The sequence below is a fragment of the Sphingobacterium phlebotomi genome, assembly GCF_008180195.1.
Classification (GTDB): Bacteria; Bacteroidota; Bacteroidia; order Sphingobacteriales; family Sphingobacteriaceae; genus Sphingobacterium; species Sphingobacterium phlebotomi.
In genome coordinates this window covers 476,564-497,437 of record NZ_VTAV01000002.1, presented here as the reverse complement: position 1 = coordinate 497,437, position 20,874 = coordinate 476,564, and the positions used below count along the sequence as shown (strand labels likewise).

Annotated in this window: 15 protein-coding genes; 4 read left to right on the top strand and 11 right to left on the bottom strand. The window is 42.6% G+C overall.

All coding sequences use genetic code 11. The annotated features are described in order from the left end of the window. Positions 1-63: 63 nt before the first annotated feature. Complete coding sequence (locus tag FXV77_RS06170) at positions 64-2,355, bottom strand: alpha-L-rhamnosidase-related protein (protein WP_148918319.1); 2,292 nt, start codon at positions 2,353-2,355, stop codon at positions 64-66. A 119-nt stretch (positions 2,356-2,474) separates the two neighbouring features. Between FXV77_RS06170 and uvrA the strand changes: the two genes are divergently transcribed. The 3 genes from uvrA to FXV77_RS06155 all read left to right on the top strand — a co-directional run bounded on the left by uvrA (position 2,475) and on the right by FXV77_RS06155 (position 7,550). Then, positions 2,475-5,300: an excinuclease ABC subunit UvrA gene (gene uvrA, locus FXV77_RS06165; protein WP_148918318.1), complete on the top strand. Its 2,826-nt coding sequence runs from the start codon at positions 2,475-2,477 to the stop codon at positions 5,298-5,300. A gap of 87 nt (positions 5,301-5,387) precedes the next feature. Next, positions 5,388-7,025: an alkaline phosphatase PafA gene (gene pafA / locus FXV77_RS06160; protein ID WP_148918317.1), complete on the top strand. Its 1,638-nt coding sequence runs from the start codon at positions 5,388-5,390 to the stop codon at positions 7,023-7,025. A gap of 66 nt (positions 7,026-7,091) precedes the next feature. Then, positions 7,092-7,550, top strand: a complete 459-nt coding sequence (locus tag FXV77_RS06155) for an RrF2 family transcriptional regulator (RefSeq protein WP_148918316.1) — start codon at positions 7,092-7,094, stop codon at positions 7,548-7,550. 10 nt (positions 7,551-7,560) lie between these two features. Here FXV77_RS06155 and FXV77_RS06150 read toward each other — a convergent pair whose 3' ends face one another. From FXV77_RS06150 to FXV77_RS06125, 6 genes are all read right to left on the bottom strand, one after another. Next, positions 7,561-8,871 (bottom strand): UDP-N-acetylmuramoyl-tripeptide--D-alanyl-D-alanine ligase, encoded by a 1,311-nt coding sequence (locus FXV77_RS06150; protein WP_317132137.1) that lies wholly within the window; start codon positions 8,869-8,871, stop codon positions 7,561-7,563. Beyond that, complete coding sequence (locus tag FXV77_RS06145) at positions 8,868-11,210, bottom strand: glycoside hydrolase family 95 protein (RefSeq protein ID WP_246162300.1); 2,343 nt, start codon at positions 11,208-11,210, stop codon at positions 8,868-8,870. The genes FXV77_RS06150 and FXV77_RS06145 overlap by 4 nt, the downstream gene beginning before the upstream one ends. 6 nt (positions 11,211-11,216) lie before the next feature. After that, on the bottom strand, positions 11,217-12,086 hold the full coding sequence (locus FXV77_RS06140) for an SMP-30/gluconolactonase/LRE family protein (RefSeq protein WP_246162298.1): 870 nt from the start codon (positions 12,084-12,086) through the stop codon (positions 11,217-11,219). 61 nt (positions 12,087-12,147) lie between these two features. Then, positions 12,148-14,556: an outer membrane beta-barrel protein gene (locus FXV77_RS06135; RefSeq protein WP_148918315.1), complete on the bottom strand. Its 2,409-nt coding sequence runs from the start codon at positions 14,554-14,556 to the stop codon at positions 12,148-12,150. Between the two features lie 3 nt (positions 14,557-14,559). After that, positions 14,560-16,290 carry a PspC domain-containing protein gene (locus FXV77_RS06130; RefSeq protein WP_148918314.1) on the bottom strand — a complete coding sequence of 577 codons (1,731 nt, stop codon included), beginning with the start codon at positions 16,288-16,290 and terminating at the stop codon, positions 14,560-14,562. A 30-nt stretch (positions 16,291-16,320) separates the two neighbouring features. Beyond that, positions 16,321-16,656: a PadR family transcriptional regulator gene (locus FXV77_RS06125; RefSeq protein ID WP_148918313.1), complete on the bottom strand. Its 336-nt coding sequence runs from the start codon at positions 16,654-16,656 to the stop codon at positions 16,321-16,323. Positions 16,657-16,868: 212 nt separating this feature from the next. Here FXV77_RS06125 and FXV77_RS06120 point away from each other — a divergent pair, with 212 nt between their 5' ends. Further along, on the top strand, positions 16,869-17,252 hold the full coding sequence (locus FXV77_RS06120; protein ID WP_246162296.1) for a VanZ family protein: 384 nt from the start codon (positions 16,869-16,871) through the stop codon (positions 17,250-17,252). A gap of 7 nt (positions 17,253-17,259) precedes the next feature. Here FXV77_RS06120 and FXV77_RS06115 read toward each other — a convergent pair whose 3' ends face one another. The 4 genes from FXV77_RS06115 to miaE form a co-directional block, all read right to left on the bottom strand. Further along, complete coding sequence (locus tag FXV77_RS06115; RefSeq protein ID WP_187444026.1) at positions 17,260-17,952, bottom strand: ComF family protein; 693 nt, start codon at positions 17,950-17,952, stop codon at positions 17,260-17,262. 37 nt (positions 17,953-17,989) lie between these two features. After that, on the bottom strand, positions 17,990-19,060 hold the full coding sequence (rlmN, locus tag FXV77_RS06110; RefSeq protein WP_148918311.1) for a 23S rRNA (adenine(2503)-C(2))-methyltransferase RlmN: 1,071 nt from the start codon (positions 19,058-19,060) through the stop codon (positions 17,990-17,992). A 19-nt stretch (positions 19,061-19,079) separates the two neighbouring features. Next, the gene (locus FXV77_RS06105; RefSeq protein ID WP_317132136.1) at positions 19,080-20,114 is read right to left on the bottom strand and encodes an LLM class flavin-dependent oxidoreductase; all 1,035 of its coding nucleotides are present in this window, start codon (positions 20,112-20,114) and stop codon (positions 19,080-19,082) included. Positions 20,115-20,184: 70 nt separating this feature from the next. Continuing rightward, positions 20,185-20,766 carry a tRNA-(ms[2]io[6]A)-hydroxylase gene (gene miaE, locus FXV77_RS06100; protein ID WP_148918310.1) on the bottom strand — a complete coding sequence of 194 codons (582 nt, stop codon included), beginning with the start codon at positions 20,764-20,766 and terminating at the stop codon, positions 20,185-20,187. Between the last annotated feature and the right edge of the window lie 108 nt (positions 20,767-20,874).

Genomic DNA, 20,874 nt, shown 5'->3' with positions numbered 1-20,874 from the left:
TAGCTATTCAAAAATATCAAAATGTAAACCAGCAACTGTCCTGCACTATCCTGCTTTTATGGCCTAATATACGACTATGATTTCCTTATTTCCGGTACCTAGGTCAGGCAATTTTATCCAATTTTGGCTGAGTTCATATTTGTATTCCTTCCCGTCCACATACAAAACGGGTTTCCCACGGCTATTTTTCAGGGGCAAATAAATTTCAGCAACGGTATTCGCCGGTATCGACAGCTGCGCTTCAAGTCGATTTGCTGATTGTTTGTATGCTGCATCGATATACCCTTTAATAGTGGGAAAACGGATCTTCGCGTATTCGAGGTCGGCCAATTGAGGTTGTATCCTAAATGTATCCCACCCAGGCTCCAGAGGTTCGATTCCCATCAGTTTTCTGGGGATGATATTTGCCGGAACAGCACCCCATGCATGGTTCCAGTCTTGATTAGGTTTGTATTTATCATCCCAGGCTTCTAAGGAAATAGTACTCCCTACCCGTATCATATTATACCAGCTCCGTTCTGTTTCTGCTGTTAGCAGCTGGAAAGCATAATCACCCGCTCCAGCCTCGTAGAGTGCGTCCATGAGAAACTGGCTACCGTAGACACTACAGGCCATTCCTCGTGAATGTATATAAGCAACGACCTCTTTCTTCGATGCTTCGGGTACCAATCCGAAAGCTAAAGCGAACATGTTGCTATGCAAAGCAGAATGATCCGTACCTATTCCATCCCGAACAACTTTTCTCTCCTTATCAAAAAAATATTTTTGATAAGCATTGTACAACTTGTCTGCCTTGGTATTAAAAAAAACAAAATCATCAGCTCTTTCCATCTCCTTGGCGAGTCTGGCCATCAGACGCAGTGCATGATAATAATACGCGTTGACTACCGCATTATAAGGTCTAAACACGAAACCATCCGTTTCCCCCTGTTCCTTTTTTCCGAGGCCGAGGATACCGCTATGAGGCCAATCTACTATATCCCGCAAGGTATCTCTCTGGAGATTGATCGACTTCAACAAATCTGAACTTTGCTTTCCGGTTTTGGTACTGATCAGCCCATTGCTATCTTCCAATCCCGTCAACGTCTTCGCCTTCAACGTTTCGTAATGGGCGCTCACGGATCGTAAATCACCGGTATACAAGTAATCGTTCCAAGCCATCATCACAGACTGCATAATCCACTCGGTCGGCCAGGTGGCGTTGTGAAGCAGGTATTCGTGGGAGGCCCTGGCCATTGTAAATTCATTGTCTACACAGTAATGGCACAATTGATTGATAAGGGCGTCGGCTTCGTAAGGAATTCGTTCCCGGTCACCATCAACGTATATTCCAGCAAAACTTGTAGCCTTAATACTGTATTTACTTAAGTCCCATACTTGGTTGAGGATTTCATTCGATGAATGGAAATAGGATGCATTGTCATTAAAAGGATAATGCACCATAGATCGCTTTACATCAGTATAATGTAGGGGATGGTCATAGCCTTCAATTTCCACGTAACGGAAAGGCAGAACTTCTCCGATATAATCGGGCATCAGGACAGCTGCTTGCCCAGTATTCCTTTGATCTTTCCTGAATTTGATCTGATAGGTATTTGTTCCCTGGGATAAAGGAAGCCTATATTCCTGATAACGTATTGTGCCGCCTGGATTTCTGTCGATTTTCCCTTCTGCTGTAATTTTTTCACCGAACCGGATCAAAATCGTATCGGCGACCGGACTATCAAGATTTAATCTCAACTGACCGAAGGCAGCTTTTTCAAAATCAATAAAGTATTCCTGCTCCCTTTTTATCAGTTTCTTTGGGGTTTGATCCGTTCGCTGCAAAGGGTAAGTCGTTGTTTCGTATCCCTCCACAAATTGGCCTGTGTAGAAACAGGACAGCGGACTAAATTCACTTTCATTTCCCTGTTCGTCCCATACTTTTACTTTCCAATAGTAAAGATTTCCTGGACTTAGGTCATTTCCTCCGTAAACTACCGCTGTCGATTCAGAAGACCGTACTTTCCCGGAATTCCATAAGTTACCCCTATTTTGCTTTATATCGTTGAGATTATCTGCCAACAGCAATTGATAATATTGTTGTCGGGAGGAAGAATTTCTTTCATTCATTATCCATCCGAATAAAGGAACTTTATTCTTGACAACAACAGATTCTCCCTGCTCGAAGGCTTGCAGCGTCCATTCGGGCTGCACCTGATATCCTTGCAGCGATTGATAATCGGATTGCCAGAGCAAATCGCTGTGCGTATCAATAACCTGCAGTTTGTTCAAAGCGTCCTGTCCGTACGCCTGATAGGTTACGCAGGTCAGCAAAAAAACTTTAAAAACTTTTACAATAACATGTTTCTTCATTACCTGTGATAAAATTCAGATTTAAAATCTAAATATGAGAATAATAACTAATATATACCCATCCAAAGGATCGTTTTTCTGCATTACGGAGTCAGACAAAATCCTTACCTTTGTGGGTTATGTCAAAAAAATCGGAACAAAACGCTAAATCGTTTATCCAAATAAAGGGAGCGCGGGTCAACAATCTGAAAAACATCGATGTCGATATCCCTAAAAACAAGCTCGTTGTCATTACAGGAATGTCGGGTTCTGGGAAATCTTCCCTTGCTTTCGATACCCTCTATGCAGAAGGACAGCGACGTTACGTAGAAAGTCTATCTTCTTACGCCAGACAGTTTATGGGACGGATGAATAAACCTGAAGTGGACTATATTAAAGGGATCGCTCCGGCTATCGCCATCGAACAGAAAGTAATTACTTCCAATCCACGCTCTACTGTGGGCACATCTACGGAAATATACGATTACCTTAAACTCCTTTATGCGCGGATTGGCAAAACCTTTTCTCCTGTTTCGGGTAAGCAGGTTACGAAAGATACCATATCATCTATTATCGATGAGTTGATGATCTATCCGGAAGACACCACTATTACTATTTTCTCGGAACTTATACCTATTAATAAGAGAAAGCTAAAAGAAGAGTTATCCCTACTGCTTCAAAAGGGATTTGTTCGGGTCCTTTTTGAGGAAAAGATTCAGAAGATAGAACGTATTATCGAAGATAAAACGATTCAGAATAAAGATTTCAAGCCGGGAGAAGTACAGATTGTCGTAGATCGCATCCGGTTGGATAAACAAGATGAGACAAACAGCCGGATTGCGGACTCGCTACAGACTGCTTTTTTCGAAGGGAAAGGCGAATGTTACGTCGACATCGATGGTGATAGAAAGCATTATTCCGATAAATTCGAACTAGACGGCATCCTATTCGAAGAGCCTACCCCAAATTTCTTTAGCTTCAACAACCCTTATGGTGCCTGCAAACGTTGCGAGGGGTATGGCAAGGTGATCGGGATAGACGCCGATTTAGTCATTCCGGACAAAAGCCGCTCGGTGTATGACGGAGCTATTGCACCATGGCGGGGAGAGAAAATGGGCGAATGGCTAAATCGTCTGGTACGCAATGCCCTCAAGTTTGATTTCCCCATACACCGCGCTTATGATGACCTTACTCCTGCCCAACAGGAGCTATTGTGGACAGGGAACAAATATTTTGGTGGATTGAACCAGTTTTTTGAAGAACTGGAACAACAAACGTATAAGATACAATATCGGGTTATGTTATCTCGTTATCGCGGAAAAACAGATTGTCCTGATTGTAAGGGATCGCGTTTGCGTAAAGATGCAACCTACGTGAAGATCGCGAACAAATCTATTACCGATATCGTTTTATTGCCATTAGAAGAAGCACTGCAATTCTTTAAAGAGCTTAAATTAACGGAACACGAACAGCTGATTGCTAAGAGATTACTTGCCGAGATCGTTAGCCGGCTGCAGTTCCTCTGTGATGTGGGATTAAGTTACCTCACTTTAAACCGTTTGAGCAACACGCTTTCGGGTGGAGAATCGCAGCGCATCAATTTAGCGACATCGTTGGGGAGTTCGTTAGTAGGCTCTATCTATGTGCTGGACGAGCCAAGTATCGGTCTGCATCCCCGCGACACACAGCGGCTGATTGGTGTGTTGAAATCACTTCGCGATGTAGGTAATACAGTGATTGTCGTGGAGCACGAACAAGAAATGATGGAAGCCGCCGATTATCTTATCGACATTGGTCCGGAAGCAGGAATAAATGGTGGTCGGCTCGTTTTCGCTGGAACTTATCCGGAAATCCTTCAAGATAAAAACAGCTTAACAGGACAATACCTAAACGGCAAATTAGCCATCCCCACGCCAAAGACACGACGCAAATGGCGTGATTCCATCATCGTCAAAGGGGCTCGGGAAAATAATTTGAAAGGAATCAACGTAACCTTTCCGTTAAATGTATTTACCGTCGTAACAGGGGTATCCGGATCAGGGAAAACATCCCTTATCAAACGGATTCTTTATCCTGCTTTACAAAAAGCCATCGGTAACTACAGTGGTGAACAAACCGGTATATTTGATGCCCTCGAAGGCGATATAACGCGTATTGAACAAATCGAAATGATCGACCAGAACCCAATTGGTAGATCGTCTCGTTCCAATCCGGTAACGTATGTAAAAGGTTGGGATGAAGTAAGATCAGTCTACGCCAATCTACCTGCAGCAAAAGCATCCGGACTAAAACCTTCCGCCTTCTCTTTCAATGTAGAGGGTGGTCGTTGCGATGTGTGTCAGGGAGATGGTGAGGTCAAAATCGAAATGCAATTCATGGCTGATATTGTACTTCCATGTGAAGCTTGCGGAGGCAAACGTTTCAAACAACATGTGTTGGATGTGGAATACGAAGGTAAATCGGTAGCTGACGTTTTAGACCTTAGTGTGGACGAAGCTATAGAATTCTTTCATGATGTACCTAAAGTCATCGCTAAAATTAAACCTTTACAGGATGTGGGGTTAGGCTACGTAAAACTTGGCCAGCCATCAAGCACCCTATCCGGAGGTGAAGCACAACGTATCAAGCTTGCTTCTTTTTTGATCAAAGGGAACAACAGCAAAAAAACGCTTTTCATTTTTGATGAGCCGACAACAGGACTGCATTTCCACGATATTCACAAACTACTTAAAGCCTTTGATGCACTGATTGCCTTAGGCAACAGCATTCTGGTTATCGAACACAATATGGAGATGATAAAAACAGCTGACTGGGTTATTGACATCGGACCGGAAGGTGGAAACAAAGGAGGGGAGATTGTTTTTGAAGGCACACCCGAAGATCTGGCCGAATGTAACGAATCTTATACTGGGAAGTATCTAAAAAATCATCTACCTTTAATTTCTCATTCTCAAACCGAGATGTAAATAACACTGAACATAGGAACAATCGTTATTTACATGAGCTCTCATCAACAATTGAGAAAAAAATAAATAGACGAAAACTACGGTATTATGTGGAAATTTTTCTTTACGGGTCTTCTTACCGTAACTATTGCACTTCAAGTACATGCACAACCAGCGCGTCCGAAGTTGGTTGTCGGATTAATGGTAGACCAAATGCGGTGGGATTACCTCTACCGGTTTGCCGATCGTTATGGTGATGATGGTTTCAAGCGTCTTTTGAACGAGGGATTTTCGTGTGAAAACACACTGCTTAATTATATTCCGACCCTTACCGCTATAGGGCACAGCTCTGTTTATACCGGCTCTGTTCCTTCTATCCATGGTATCGCCGGAAACGATTGGATCATCCAGGCAACGGGACAACCCATGTACTGTACACAAGATGATAATGTACAAGGTGTGGGCACACAGGCAAAGGAAGGGCAACAGTCACCTCGCAATCTGTTAGCTTCTACCATTACGGATCAACTGAAGCTTGCGACCAACTTTCAGTCCAAAGTTATCGGTATCTCTTTGAAAGATCGTGGCGGGATCTTACCTGCGGGCCATTTTGCGGATGCGGCTTACTGGCTTGAGGGAAAATCCGGCAACTGGATTTCAAGTACATTTTATATGGAAAAACTGCCCCATTGGGTAGAAACGTTTAACAAACAAAAACTAGCGGACAAATATTTAAAGCAAGACTGGAATACGTTATACCCCATCGAAACATACACAAACAGCACCGCCGACGACAGCCCTTATGAGCGAAAATGGCCGGGCGAGGAAGCTCCTACATTCCCTCGTAAAACTTCCATGCTGATGAAAGACGCGGGTTATGAACTCATCAAAACAACGCCACAGGGAAATACATTGACATTGGATTTTGCCAAAGTAGCATTGGAGCAAGAGCAACTGGGCAGTAACCCAACAGGTCATACGGACTTTTTGTGTGTAAGCTTATCGGCAACAGATTACGTGGGGCATCGTTATTCCCTCTCCGCTGTAGAGATTGAAGATACTTATCTTCGCCTCGATAAAGACATCGCCGATTTTATAGCTTATCTCGATGAACATGTAGGCAAAGGTAATTATACGTTTTTCCTTACCGCAGATCATGCTGCCTCCTATAACCCCATGTATTATACAGACCAAAAAGGTAATGCTGGTTATTTATTTACACGCCAGATACAGCGCCATCTGAATAGTGAACTTGATGCAAAATTTGGCAGTGATAAAATCGTACGAAGCCTGATGAATTATCAAGTGCATCTTAACTACACGCTCATAGATTCTCTTCAACTCAATCTTCAAGAGGTCAAAGAAACGATAATCAATTCGCTTAACAAGGAAGAAGGTATCACGTATGTCGTTGATATGGAGGGAAATCAAAATATGTTTATACCTGCTCCACTTCGGGAGAAAATCATCAATGGATATAATCGCAGGCATAGTGGTGCAATCCAGATTATTGCCGACCCACAGTGGTATGCCAGCACGCCGCGCAGTCCAGGAACAACCCACGGGGTTTGGTCAGCGTACGATTCACACATACCACTGATATTCATGGGTTGGGGTATACAGAGCGGCGTGAGTAATAAAGAGGTACATGTCGTCGATATAGCCCCTACTCTTGCTTCGTTACTGCACATCATGGAGCCGAATGGCAATATTGGAAAGCCGATCGTAGAGGTATTAGGACAATAAGTCAACGGCAAATTATTTTTTCCGTATCTTTGCGCTACTATTGATTGATCCATAAAAAGGGAACGCATGCTTTCTAAGAAAACTAAATATGCCATCAAGGCGCTCATGGTGCTGGGACGTAACTACGGAAAAGAACCGATGCAAATTGTAAGGATTGCTGAAGAGGAACGTATTCCGAAAAAGTTCTTGGAACAGATTCTTTTGGAAATGCGTAACGCTGGTATACTATACTCTAAAAAGGGTGCCGGCGGAGGTTACAGTTTAAACAAAGCACCTGAAGACATCTTCCTCTCCCAGGTCATGCGGTTGATTGACGGCCCTATTGCCTTATTACCTTGTGTGAGCCTTAATTTTTATCGCTCCTGTGAGGAATGTGTAGAAGAGCACGCCTGTGGTATTCGCGATACCTTTGTTGAGGTACGAAACGCGATGCTGCAAATTCTCAATGATACGAGTATCGCGCAACTTATTAATAAAGAGAAGCAATTGTCGTTAGACGATGAGGTAGAGGTAGATATCGGATAATTTTTTGTATCTACAGTACCTCCATCAGCTTTTCAAATGCCATTCCACGAGAAGCTTTCAGTAGTACCGTACTGTTAACAATAGGACGTTCGCTGAGAGCTTCTTTCGCATTATCCGTGGTTTCGTAAAATTCCGCTTTTGGACTTTGATACGCATGGAATGCCTCACCTACAAAGATCGTCCGATCTGCACCGATGGCTAAAGCCTTTTCGACCATGCGTCGGTGTTCTTTTGCAGCATCCTCACCCAATTCAAACATATCACCCAATACAATCACTTTATGTTGCGCTTCGATAACCGCCAAATTCGCCAACGCGGCTTCCATACTACTTACGTTTGCATTATAATAATCGGCAATGACGGTATTATGGGCGGTCCTTGAGATTTGAGAGCGGTTATTCGTGGGTGTATACGCCAAAATTCCTTGATTGATATGCGCATCATCTATACCGAAAAAATGCCCTACTGCAATCGCCGCTAAAATATTTTCCGTGTTATACGAACCTGTCAACTGTGTCTGTACCGTATGGTATTCGTCTACATCTCGTATTTTCCAAGAGACACAAAGAAGAGGATTAGCATATTCCAACCTTCCTACGATATCATTTTCCGACGAAAAACCATAGCGAACAGTTTTTGAAATACCGCGTTGCATTTCCATTCCGTGCAGGTATTCATTATCTCCTTGAAGGAACAACACCCCATCCTGCATTTTGAGGAAATCATATAGCTCCCCTTTGGCTTTCTTCACCCCGTCAAACGAGCCAAAGCCTTCCAAATGCGCCTTTCCGACATTGGTGATAAGCCCGTGTGTCGGTGCCGCAATATCGCACAGAAAGGCAATTTCTTGCTGATGGTTTGCACCCATTTCAATAACCGCCATTTCAATGCTGTCATCTATGGAAAGTAGTGTTAGGGGGACACCGATGTGATTATTAAGATTTCCTTTTGTAGCATACGTTTTAAAGCGTTGCGAAAGCACCGCATATAATAACTCTTTGGTCGTGGTTTTTCCATTCGTTCCTGTTATCCCGACAAACGGTATATTCAGTTGGCGACGGTGATACCGAGCCAATTCCTGCAATGTGGCCAACACATCTTCCACTAGAATATAGCGTTCGTCCACTACATATTTTGCTTCGTCCACAACCGCCCAATTGGCACCGCTTTCCAATGCTTGTCCCGCAAATTCATTGGCATTAAACCGTTCTCCTTTTAAGGCGAAAAATATACTGTCAGATGTTATGTTACGTGTATCCGTAGATACCGCATGATGTACTTTATATAATGAATGTAACTGTTCGATTGTCATACTGTTCATATCTTTTTCTTTATCTTCTCCCCATTCACAAAAATATCCACTGTTTCACCCTTTTTCCCATACACTTTATAGCTTGTTACCCAGCCATTTTTCCATTGGATGTCCACGGTATAATTTCCGCGTGCTTTCAATCCTTTCACTTCACCCCTATGCCACGCTTTAGGTAATGCAGGAAGCAAGTGAATATAACCGTCATGCGACTGCATCAGCATTTCAGCAATTCCCGCAGAACCACCGAAGTTACCATCGATCTGAAATGGGGGATGTGCACAGAAAAGGTTCGGATATGTTCCGGCCCCCACACCTTCGTAGGTCGTTTCATCTTTAAAAGCGGGTTTGAGCAACTGCCGAAGAATCTCTAAAGCATGGTCGCCATCATGCAACCGAGCCCAGAACAGCATCTTCCACGCACGAGACCATCCGGTGCCCTCGTCTCCTCTTACGAGGAGTGTTTTCTTTGCTGCCTCTGCCCATTCTGGCGTACTGACCGGCGAAATGAAATGTGCAGGATATAGCCCGTATAGGTGCGATACATGGCGATGTTGAGGTTCAATTTCCGCATAGTCCTCTAACCATTCCATCACCCGTCCTGAGCGGCTGACAATCACCGGAGGCGGTACGTCAAGAAGTTGCTGTTCTAATTCTTTTGCAAAAGGATCTTCCAATTGGAGCACATCATTTGCTTTAATCACAGCTTCATAAAGTTCCCGCACAATCTGGTTGTCTATCGTAGGGCCCATGACAACAGATGCAACCTTGCCGTTTGGCATCTTAAAAGCATTTTCGGGCGAAACTGACGGAGCAGTGACCCACCAACCGTTTTTTGGCTCTTTGATCAACGTCGCATGGTAAAAGGCGGCCGCACCTTTTAAGACAGGGTATATTTCTGCAAGGTAATTTTCATCTTTCGTAAACTGATAATGTTCCCACAGATGGTTACAAAGCCAGCCCGATGCCGTACTCGCGCCCCATGATGCCTGCTCACCGGGAGCTGAATAACCCCAGATATTGGTCATCATATATACCACCCAACCAGGCGCGTTGTAATAGGCTTTCGCTGTCTTCTCTCCTTCTTTCGCAATACGCTTAATTAAATTAATAAAAGGTTTGTGATACGCAGAAAGGTTGTTTACTTCGCCCCCCCAATGATTCATCTGTGCATTGACATTCAAATGGTAATCTCCATTCCAAGGCGTTTGGATTTGATGCGCCCACAAACCCTGCAAATTTGGAGGAAGCGCCTTTTCTTCTTTCGGTGCGGTACTGGATATACTAAGATAACGGCCAAATTGATAATACAAAACGGCCATCGCGTTATCTTGCGTCGGGTCCTCGAAAAACTGTTGGATACGTTGGTCAGTGGGGATGTTCGTTTTGTCCTGGTTATCGTCCAAGCGTAAAGAGACACGATGGAATACTTTCCTAAATTGCTGACGATGTGCTTTCCATAGGCTTTTGTACGTCCATTTTGACGCATCAGTTAACAAATGCTCAACGGCCTCTTCTGGACGGTGACCGTAATAATCTGTTGAGGCTGCAAAAACGATAAGCACTTCATCAGCATTTTTCACGATAATCTGATGATCATACGTCATGTTGTCGCCGCCTTTCGTGATGACTTTTATCTTCCCCGCAAACCGTAATCCTTCCCCTCCTTTTCCGTCAGGCAATGCGCCATGCCACATCATTTCGGTATCGGTCACTTTCATATGGCTTACATTTTCATCTCTGTAAAAATGTGTGGCAAAAGTAATGGCTCCTTTCCTATTTGCGGACAACCGTATCACACCAATGTTCCGATCAAAAGAGGTAAAATATTCTCGCAGATACCGTATACCATTCACCTCGAACGAGGTCGTCGCGGTAGCGTTTGCCAGATCCAACGTACGCTTATACTGCGAAACCTCGCCTGGTATTGTATGTAAAAAGTTGAGGTATCCAAAGTTCTGAAAGCAGCCGTAGGGTACTCCCGCTCCCTTTCCGTGACCCGAGCCTTTTCCTTTCGTTACAAAGTTCTTGTTGACCAACATTTCCGCCTCATCATTCTTCCCTGCGAACAACAGCTTTCGAATACTATCAACACTTTTATATGCATTGTCATTATTCGGTTCTTCCGGGCTTCCCGACCACATGGATATTTCGTTTAATACGATGGACTCGTCCAGAATTTTCCCGTCGGGCATCATACCCACCTGACCATTACCCAAGGGTAGGGTCTCCTCCCAACGGACGGCGGGTTTATCATACCACATCGTCAAATCCTGTGCACACAAATTACAGGCAAAATGAATGAAGATGATAAGGGTTCCTATTTTATGCGAGAATAGTCTATTATTCACCCCCTTTTATTTCTTATCCAACTTGAATGCTTTAACGCTATTGCTGTTAAATGTAGGAATGTATATCGTATTTGTCTCCGGGTGTATACCCAAATCTGCCGTGTTCATCTTTCCTTGCACATCCATCAGCTTCTCAAAAGAGCCATCAGCTTTCACATAATACACCAGACCTCCCCAACAAGTCACAAGAAAATCGCCGTCGTTACCTACTGGTTCTAATCCGTCACCTCCCAACTCAAAACCTTTGGCGATAACGGTACTTTCCTTATTTGCATCGATCTTCCATAACTCCGGCCCTACTAAGGCATAAAGGTTTCCGTTAACAAATTTTAGTCCATTGACATTCGGTGCATCCGCTAAAAATACCGTAGGTTGGTTGTTCTGCATCTGATAGATCGTACCGGTACGCGTGTCGGATACATAGGCTGTACCTGCGTCATCTACCGTAACATCATTCAAAAAGACCGCATCCGGAAACTCAATTTGATGGAGCACATCGCCTGTACCTATATCGATGACTGCAACAGCCGTAATATCTGCCACGTATAATAGGTTCTCATGAACGGCCATCCCTTTCGGAGCGTTCATTCCGGTTACCCAATTTTGATCCTTCACACTTCCATCAAGATTTAATATAGCAACGCCACCTTGTCCATCTTTTTCTGTACCATCCCCGTCAATTAATGATACATATAGCACATTATTCCCTTCATGATAAAGCACAGATTCCGGAACCGGCAAATTTTTTGTTTCCCACAAGTCGGTTAGTTGCCATTGCTGCTCCACTTGATCCTGTTGTTGTTGTTGTCGTTGACCACATGCAGTTGTCAATAGTGTAACCCCAGCCGTTACAGCAAAAAGAAGTAATCGTTTCATAGTATCATTGTTTGTTTAAACCCTTACAAGATAACAATTTTTTAGGAGTTTGGTTTACTATCTACCTTGCACGGCTCGCTTCTTCAGACTCTGCGTCTCTTTTTCTAATTTGCTGTTTCAAATTACCGAATTTATAAGTATAGGTCAACCGAATGGTTTGATTGTCGTTATACTGGCGGATCATGGAGTTGAACTGCCCAAAATCTGTAGAGACATTATTTTGTTGTGTCCGGAATATGTCTGTTCCTGCCAATTTTAGAGCGCTTCGCTCATCTTTGAAATTATAGTTAATACCGATATCTGTTCCCCAACGTGCATGAATTTTATAAACGTTATATAGGAATGAACTATTATAATTAACGGACAGTTCCGCCGAAAACGCTTTGTTCAATTTAAAGTTATTCGTGCTACGTCCTTGAAAGAAAGTAGAGCCTAAGTCTGCGTATTCCCCTGCGACAGGGCCTTTGAAATGCATATAGATCGTTGTCAGATTATTGTTCATCGTCCAAAACTTACCGATTCTTACCGGTGCATTGATATTCAAATAAGATGTAACCGTATTGGCCAAATTCTCCCGTGTAATCCACGCCTGACCGGTCACGGAATCCTGTCCCAAACTTTCTACCATGGCATCGTTGGTCAAATCCGTTCCTAATGTAAAGTTAAACATCTTGTATAGGGTATAATTTAAGGTAAAACCGTTGGTATACTGCGGATTGACATAAGGATTTCCTCTCATAGAGGTAAATTTATCGACATACTCTTCAAAAGGATTCAGGTATCTATAGTTGGGGCGGGCTATCTTTCGTGCATAACTTAGTGCAAAGATATTGTTTTCATTAAGCGTATAGGATACGTTTGCCGAGGGGAACCAATCCAAATAATCACGTTTCACACGTCTCTCCAACGTGATGGAATTTCCGTCTGAGATGGTGTACTCGGTTCTAAGGCCTAGTTTCATCGACCACTGTCCAAACCCGCGGCTAAAGTCGGCATAAGCTGCCGCTATCTGTTCTGTATATACAAAATGGTTAGGACGTCCTGCATAGTCTTGCCATTGTTCATTCACAAAATGCTCAAACTGCAAGTCATTATCCGAGCGCACATTGCTATACTTTACACCCGTCTCCAGCTTACCACCTTTTTTCAATGTTTTCTCAAAATCCATCTTAGCAACATAGATGTCAATATCTACAGGCATACGGCTACGTTCTAGTTCAGGGTCGTACAGCAGGTTTCCGCGAGGATCAGAAGTCCGGTAGTCATAATTGATTGTTGAGTTATCGCGAAAAGCGCTCCAATCCAGATCAAATACCAGTTTAGTGCCCAACGTATCCAGTTGTAGTTCATTGTTAAAGTTAACCGTATACCGATTGTAAGGTTTTATAGCTTTTGAAGAAGCATCTAGTACAGAGTCTATCACGCCTATACGCGGCCCTATATTTGTTAAACTGATATTATCAAAAGTTTCATCATCATTGGCGCCCGAAAACTGTAACAACATCGTATTTCTATCCGACGTTTTTTGCTCTATCCCCACCCTATAATTATGGGTTCTGTTCGTTTCAATAAGGTCGGCATCTTGGTCAAAGACCCGATCCGTTCCATCTGAAGGAATAACCCTTTCCATATCCAAATCAAATTGTTGTCTGTTATGGGTATAACCGTAGGAACCAAAAACAGTCGTATTGTTTTTCTTATAGTTAAGATTCAGCGAAGTGTTTCCTCGCGCATGCTTACCGTGCGCTGCACTTGCCAGAAATGAGCCGTTAAAACCTTCCAGTCTATTTTTCTTCAAAACAATATTGATGGTGCCTACTGCTCCTTCCGCATCTTCTTTTGCACTTCTTATCGTACTAACCTCTACACGCTGAATCTGATCACCGTTCATGGATTTAAGGAAGGTTGCAAGCTGTTCACCACTCATATATGTCTGCCTACCATCAATCGTTACATTGACGCCTTGTTGCCCCATTAATTGGAGATTCGCATCCTTATCCACACTCACGCCAGGAGCACGCTGTACCACTTCAAGCGCATTATTGCCTGCTGCCAGTGTGGAGTTTTCTACGTTCAAGATTAGCTTTCCATCTCGTTGCTGGACGAGCGGTACCTGTCCTTCCACCGTCACCGCATCGATCGTTTGCGATTCAGGTTTTAATATCATATCGTCTACCACAACTGATTGCCCCGCTACTTGTATCGATTTAGATTTGAGCGTTTCATATCCCACGGAAGATACCTGCACTAAAAACGCACCATTGGGTACATTTTTTATGATATATCGTCCATGCTCGTCGGTTATTTCTGTTTTTATGAGGGCACCCACTTTTGCCGTCAATAAGTAAATCGATACATTTGCCAACGGTTCTTGCTGTTCATTAAAAACACGACCGCTCACTTCTCCTTGTTGTGCCTGTGCTGTAAATACAGTAACGAGGAGAAAACATACATTTAAAATAGTACGCATAGATTAGCTTTCTTCTTTTTTGGTATTGATTTTTACGTTGTTGTCTTTTACTTCAATTGTTACATTTGAGCCATCGATACGTATAATCGAATCTTTCTTTATCTCCACATCATCGAGCAAAGCTTTCTTTTTAGACTTCACTTCCTCTTCTTCTTTCGGCTTCGGTGGTTGTGCACATAACAATCCAACGCCAGACATCGTCCACTCGGTGTACTTCTGTTGATTTTCATTAGGATAGTTGTTGCGACATTCCCAATAAGAAATATCTCGAATTTTATGCTCTATTTCTCGTTGGAGTACTACTTTCGCGCCTTGGGGGAGATATACGGTCACGGTCACCTGTTGGTCTCTATCCAAAGCATTTTTCTTCAACAAAAAATGACTGGGGAATAAGAGCGTCTTATCTTCTTGAATAGCTTCATAAGCAATATTATGTGCTCGTTCCGAAGCCAGTTGATACGTTTTTCCTTTGGCCGAATAACTGTACTGTATATAGGGTTGGCTTAGTGAATCTATACTTTCAAAATAGATGCTGATATCACGGTGCAGATAATTCCGTAAGTCCTGACCATCTAGCTGAATATTGAATTTGGATTTTAGAGAGTCTTGTTCGCTAGCATCCAGAACACGAATATCTTTCTCGGTGAAATAGTAGACCTCCTGTGGCTGTATGCTTTTTTGCACATTGATGGTGCTCTTTTCCCGAAAATCTTGTGACGTGGCTATACAATAGTAGATAATCCCGATGATGGACACAATCCAAGCAGCAAACATGGTCAATGATAAGTAGCTGTTTAGTTTGTCCGTTTTAAATAATATCCGCGTAAGCCAAAAAAACAAGGCAAAAAACGGTATAGCAATCGCTAGAAAGCCAAAAGTCAATGCCAGAATAGCATCATTGGTTGCTAGCCCTTTCAACGGCGGAAAGAACATTGGATTTTCAAGTCCAAAAAGGTTCATCATATTAAACATATAAAAGATAAACAACCCTAATAAATTTAAGCCTGCAAAGATAAGCATAACCCATGCAATCATCTTCCCAATCAGACCTAAACAACCACTCAATAGATTTCCCGCTGTACGCGCGCCGCGACCGATGCGCTCACCGGTACCAGAAAAAGTTTCGGAAAAGCTCTTCGCCTCTTGATCAAAGGATTTTTTAAAATTCTGTAAATTTGGTTCTTCACCCCGCATCGCCATTTTGTCGGCACGGGTTTCCGCAATAGGCATCACAATCCAAAGGATGATATAAGCTAAAACACCGGAACCACCGAGCAAGAAGAAAAGCACCAATACAATACGTATCCAAATAGGCTCTATACCAAAGTAATGTGCCAAACCACTACAGACCCCACCCAGCATTTTGTCATCTGGATCGCGCATCAATTTTTTACCGACATATTCTACATGAGGTGCTTGCCCCGCCTGTTGCTCATCACGGAAGTCCTCCTCCACAGTTGTCCCCTCACTTTCTTCAAAATCGCTCACCCGCCCCATCTGCTCAATGACCCGTTGAACATCATCCAAATTGATGACCTCTTTACGACCTGTTTGGATACGCTCATTAAACATTTCCGCAATACGATTTTCAATATCTTCCAGTATCTCTTTGCTTTCAGCGGTATTACCAAAATGCTTTTTAATATCGATCATATATGACCGTAGCGTATCGTAGGCATCTTCCTCAATATGGAAGACAATGCTGTTGATATTTATAATAATTGTCCTATTCATGACCTTGTTAATATATGTAGATGCGTGTTATTAGTCGTTTCGTCCTTGTAGAGATGTTTCCACCGCAAAAACAAGTTCTTTCCATGTTACGTCTAGCCGAGATAGCACAGCGCGTCCTTCATCAGTAATTTGATAATATTTACGAGGAGGCCCAGAGCTTGATTCTTTCCATGTATAACTCAACAACCCATTGTTTTTCAAACGCGTTAGCAACGGATATAACGTCCCTTCTACCACCAGTAATTGGGCTTTTTTTAACTCTCCAATAATATCTGAAGCATAAATCTCCCCTCGGGAAATAATAGAAAGGATACAATATTCGAGTATCCCCTTCCGCATTTGGGTCTGTGTATTTTCTGCTATCATAACAACACAAAGATATAGGTTTTTTATAGTACTATGCAATACATAGTACTATAAAAACACGAAACCACAATACAAACAACTGATTTTCAGTAAATTAATTTTTTATTTTATATTTCAGCAGATCACTTATTCACTATCTATACTTGTCCATAACCTTTTTTTAATATAAAATTGCTTTGAAAGCTCCTCAATTTATACGACTTTTATCCTCCATGTTGAAAAACCTCTTGAACTACATTTGGGCCATCGTTTGGGGCATTTTGATGCTATTACTAATGGGCTTACCTTCAGACGATATCCCCGGGGTCGGATTTTTTGAAGGGTTTGACAAGATGGCACATTGCGGCTTCTTCTTTGTTTTTACGGCATTGCTATTATGGGGCTCTATGTCACAATCCGCTGGCAATCCATCCAAAATGAAAGCAGTCTTTATCTCGTTCTTCGTTGCCAGTATTTTTGCTTTCGGCACAGAAGCTATTCAATATTATCTATCCACTGGACGTCAAGCGGACTGGTGGGATATTTTTGCTGATTACGTTGGGATAGGCATGGCACTTTTTAGCTATATCTTGTTCTATCGGAGACAGGTCTTTTGATATTCTCCTACGCTATCGCCAATACGGCGATGGAAACTTTGCAATGACACTGTTCAGCGAGCGCTCGCGCTGCGGAAGCAATAGTGGCTCCGGTTGTGAAAACATCGTCGACCAATAATATATGCTTACTTTCAAAGACCGAAGGTTTAATACAGAAAAAGGCATCTTCGACATTGTCATGGCGTTCCACACGACTTTTTTTCGTTTGTGTTTCTGTATTTATTATCCGTACGAAATCCACTTGGTTTAAAGGCAACGACATCACGTCAGCGATTCCTTGTGCAATATATTCACTCTGATTATATCCTCGAATCCGCTTTTTCTTTCGATGAAGTGGCAGTGGAACCACCACATCAATATCTGAATAGAATGTAGAAGCAAGCAATTGCTTGCCAAAACATTTCCCAAGATACTTTCCAATACGAAGATCCTTACGATACTTTAATTTATGGATTATGGCCTGTACTAAGGAAGATTTAGAAAATGAAAGATAAGCCGCCCCTGTATAAATAGGGGCTTTACCCAATAGACGTTGGGTTACTTCGTTCTGTTTAAAATGATAATGGTCATTTGTAGGTAAATGGTATCGACAAGTCGTACAAATAAACTCCTCCTGATGCAAAAGAACATTTTCGCAGGAAACGCATAATGGCGGGAATAAGATGGATACAAAACTTTCCCAATAAGACTTGACTTGCATACTGTTTACAATTGGTGTATACAAATCTACCGTTTTTTTAGCTCTCCGCCAATTTGCTTTCTTCTTCTTTAATAGCAAGCTGACCGCAGGCGGCATCGATATCTTTCCCCCGGCTCCGACGGACGTTGGTCACAATATGCTGGTTACGCAGGTATTCCGCAAACTGATCGATTTTATCTGCGTCCGCATTCACGAAATCAGCTAATGCGATAGGGTTATACTCAATGATATTCACTTTACAAGGTACATGCTTACAAAATCTGGCAAGCTCTTTTGCATCCTGCAATTCATCATTGAAATGATGGAACACAATGTATTCAAATGTTACGGGATTGCCGGTTTTTGTATAGTAATATTTTAATGCGTCCGACAACGCTTCCAAAGAGTTCTGCTCATTAATCGGCATGATTTGGTTTCGCTTTTCATCATTCGCCGCATGTAATGATAAAGCTAAATTAAAACGAACCTCATCGTCTCCCAATTTCTTAATCATCTTCGCAATCCCGGCGGTGGATACGGTGATACGCTTTGCCGCCATATTCAATCCGTCGGGAGAAGTAATACGCTCTACTGATTTCATCATACTACCATAGTTCAGCAAAGGTTCGCCCATCCCCATGTAGACGATATTGGTCAACGGTTGACTGTACTTTTCTTCGGCCTGTTTGGCAATTAACACGACCTGATCGTATATTTCATCGGCTTGTAAGTTACGTTTTCGTTCCATATAGCCCGTAGCGCAGAACTTACAGGTCAAGCTGCATCCAACCTGCGAACTTACACATGCTGTCATCCGATCTGGGGTCGGAATGAGAACACCCTCTATTACATTTCCGTCATATAAGGTAAAGCTGCTTTTAATGGTCTTGTCCGAACTTACTTGTGATTCTCGAACCTTAACAGCACGTATCTCGAAGTTATTTTTCAGCGCTTCACGTAACGTTTTACTTAGATTCGTCATCTGGTCGAAATCCGTACATGATTTCGACCATAGCCACTCATATACCTGCTTTGCCCGGAACCCCTGCTCACCCATTGCCGTTAGCTTATCTTTTATTTCTGATAAACTTAAACTTCTGATATCAATTAATTTACTCTGCTGTACCACCGTGCAAAGATAGGGAATTTTATTTCAACGCTTCCTTCACTTTTGGAATGATTTGCGTACCGTACAATTCAATTGCTTTCATCATTTCGTTATGATTTGGACTGCCCACATCCATGTGCGCGGAGAAACGGGTCAAGCCAAACATCTCTATAACATGCAATATATTTTCTACCGATTGGTTCACATCCCCTACTACCAAGTGTCCATGAATAGAACGTCCAAAATCGTATTGTGAACGTTGATAAGGAGGCCAACCTCTCGATGCACCAATTCTATTCATCTGGGCAGCATAAAGAGGATAATATTGGTCCGCCACTTCCTGTCCATTTTCCCCAAAAAATGCATGCATGTGAACGCCTACCTGAAAATTGTCCATGGGATGTCCATTATCCTCCCAAGCTTGTTGATACATCTCAAACAGAGGTTTAAAGTTTTCGATCGCCCCACCTATAATCGCAAACATAACTGGAAGTCCTAGTTTTCCTGCGCGGATTACCGAAGAAGTGGTACCACCAACAGCTACCCAAATCGGCAAAGAACCATGAACAGGCCGTGGAAATATTTCCTGATTTATCAAAGGTTTCCGAAACTTGCCCGACCACGTAACCGTATCCTGCTTATTAAGTCGCAACAGCAACGCTAATTTTTCTTCAAAAAGTTCGGCATAGTCCTTCAAGTCATAACCGAATAGCGGAAAGGACTCTATAAAGGATCCCCGACCGGCCATAATCTCTGCCCGCCCGTTCGATAACAAATCTACCGTCGAAAAATCTTGAAACAATTTAACGGGATCTGCCGAACTGATAACGGAAACAGCACTACCTAATTTGATGTTCTTAGTTACTGTAGCGGCTGCCGCCAATATAATTTCCGGAGAAGAAACGGCATAATCTATACGATGATGCTCACCCATTCCAAAAAAATCCACGCCTACTTCGTCCATCAGTTTGATTTCTTCGATAATCTCCTGCGTGCGTTGCGCTGCAGATTGCATTTTACCTGTTTTGGGATCTATATGTACATCCCCAAACATACCTATTCCTAATTCGATCATAGCTTTTTTCCTTTCTAAACAAAAATAGGGATGTTTTTACTAACGGGCATTGATGTATATCAAGAAAACGTTAACCGTGAATATATTCCTTTTTCCCGTAACTTTGTATAAGTTCCCCTTCAAAGTCCAGCCATTCTTGCCATCTTTTATCTACATCGATATCTGTCGTATATTTACGTGCGAAATTTAGAAAAGTGGTATAGTGATTGGCTTCGGAGACCATCAAATCGTGGTAGAATTTTGCTAATTCTTGATCATCAATATTTTTAGAAAGGACGCGAAAACGTTCACAACTACGGGCTTCGATCATTGCTGCAAATAGTAAGCGGTCGATAAAAGCTTGATTACGGGAACCATCTTTCTTGGAAAATTTCATCAACTGCCCAACATAGTCATCTTTCCTCTCCCTTCCTAACGCATACCCACGAGCTTTAATAATATCAATTACCATCTGGAAATGCTGCATTTCTTCGATAGCAATAGCGGTCAGCTCGTGAACGAGGTCTTCGTATTCCGGGTTTTGTGTGATCAGCGTAATGGCATTGGAGGCCGCCTTTTGCTCACACCAAGCATGATCGGTCAGAATTTCGTCCAAATTAGATTCTGCGATGTTTGCCCAACGGGGGTCTGTCAATAATTTTAAACCTAACATGTTTTAAGAGCTATATGCTTTAGACTGTATGTCCTCCGCAAATTAATGCTCAAAGATAGCGAAAGAAAATGAGTATCATATACCGAAGCACTTCTACTCTCCTGTTGC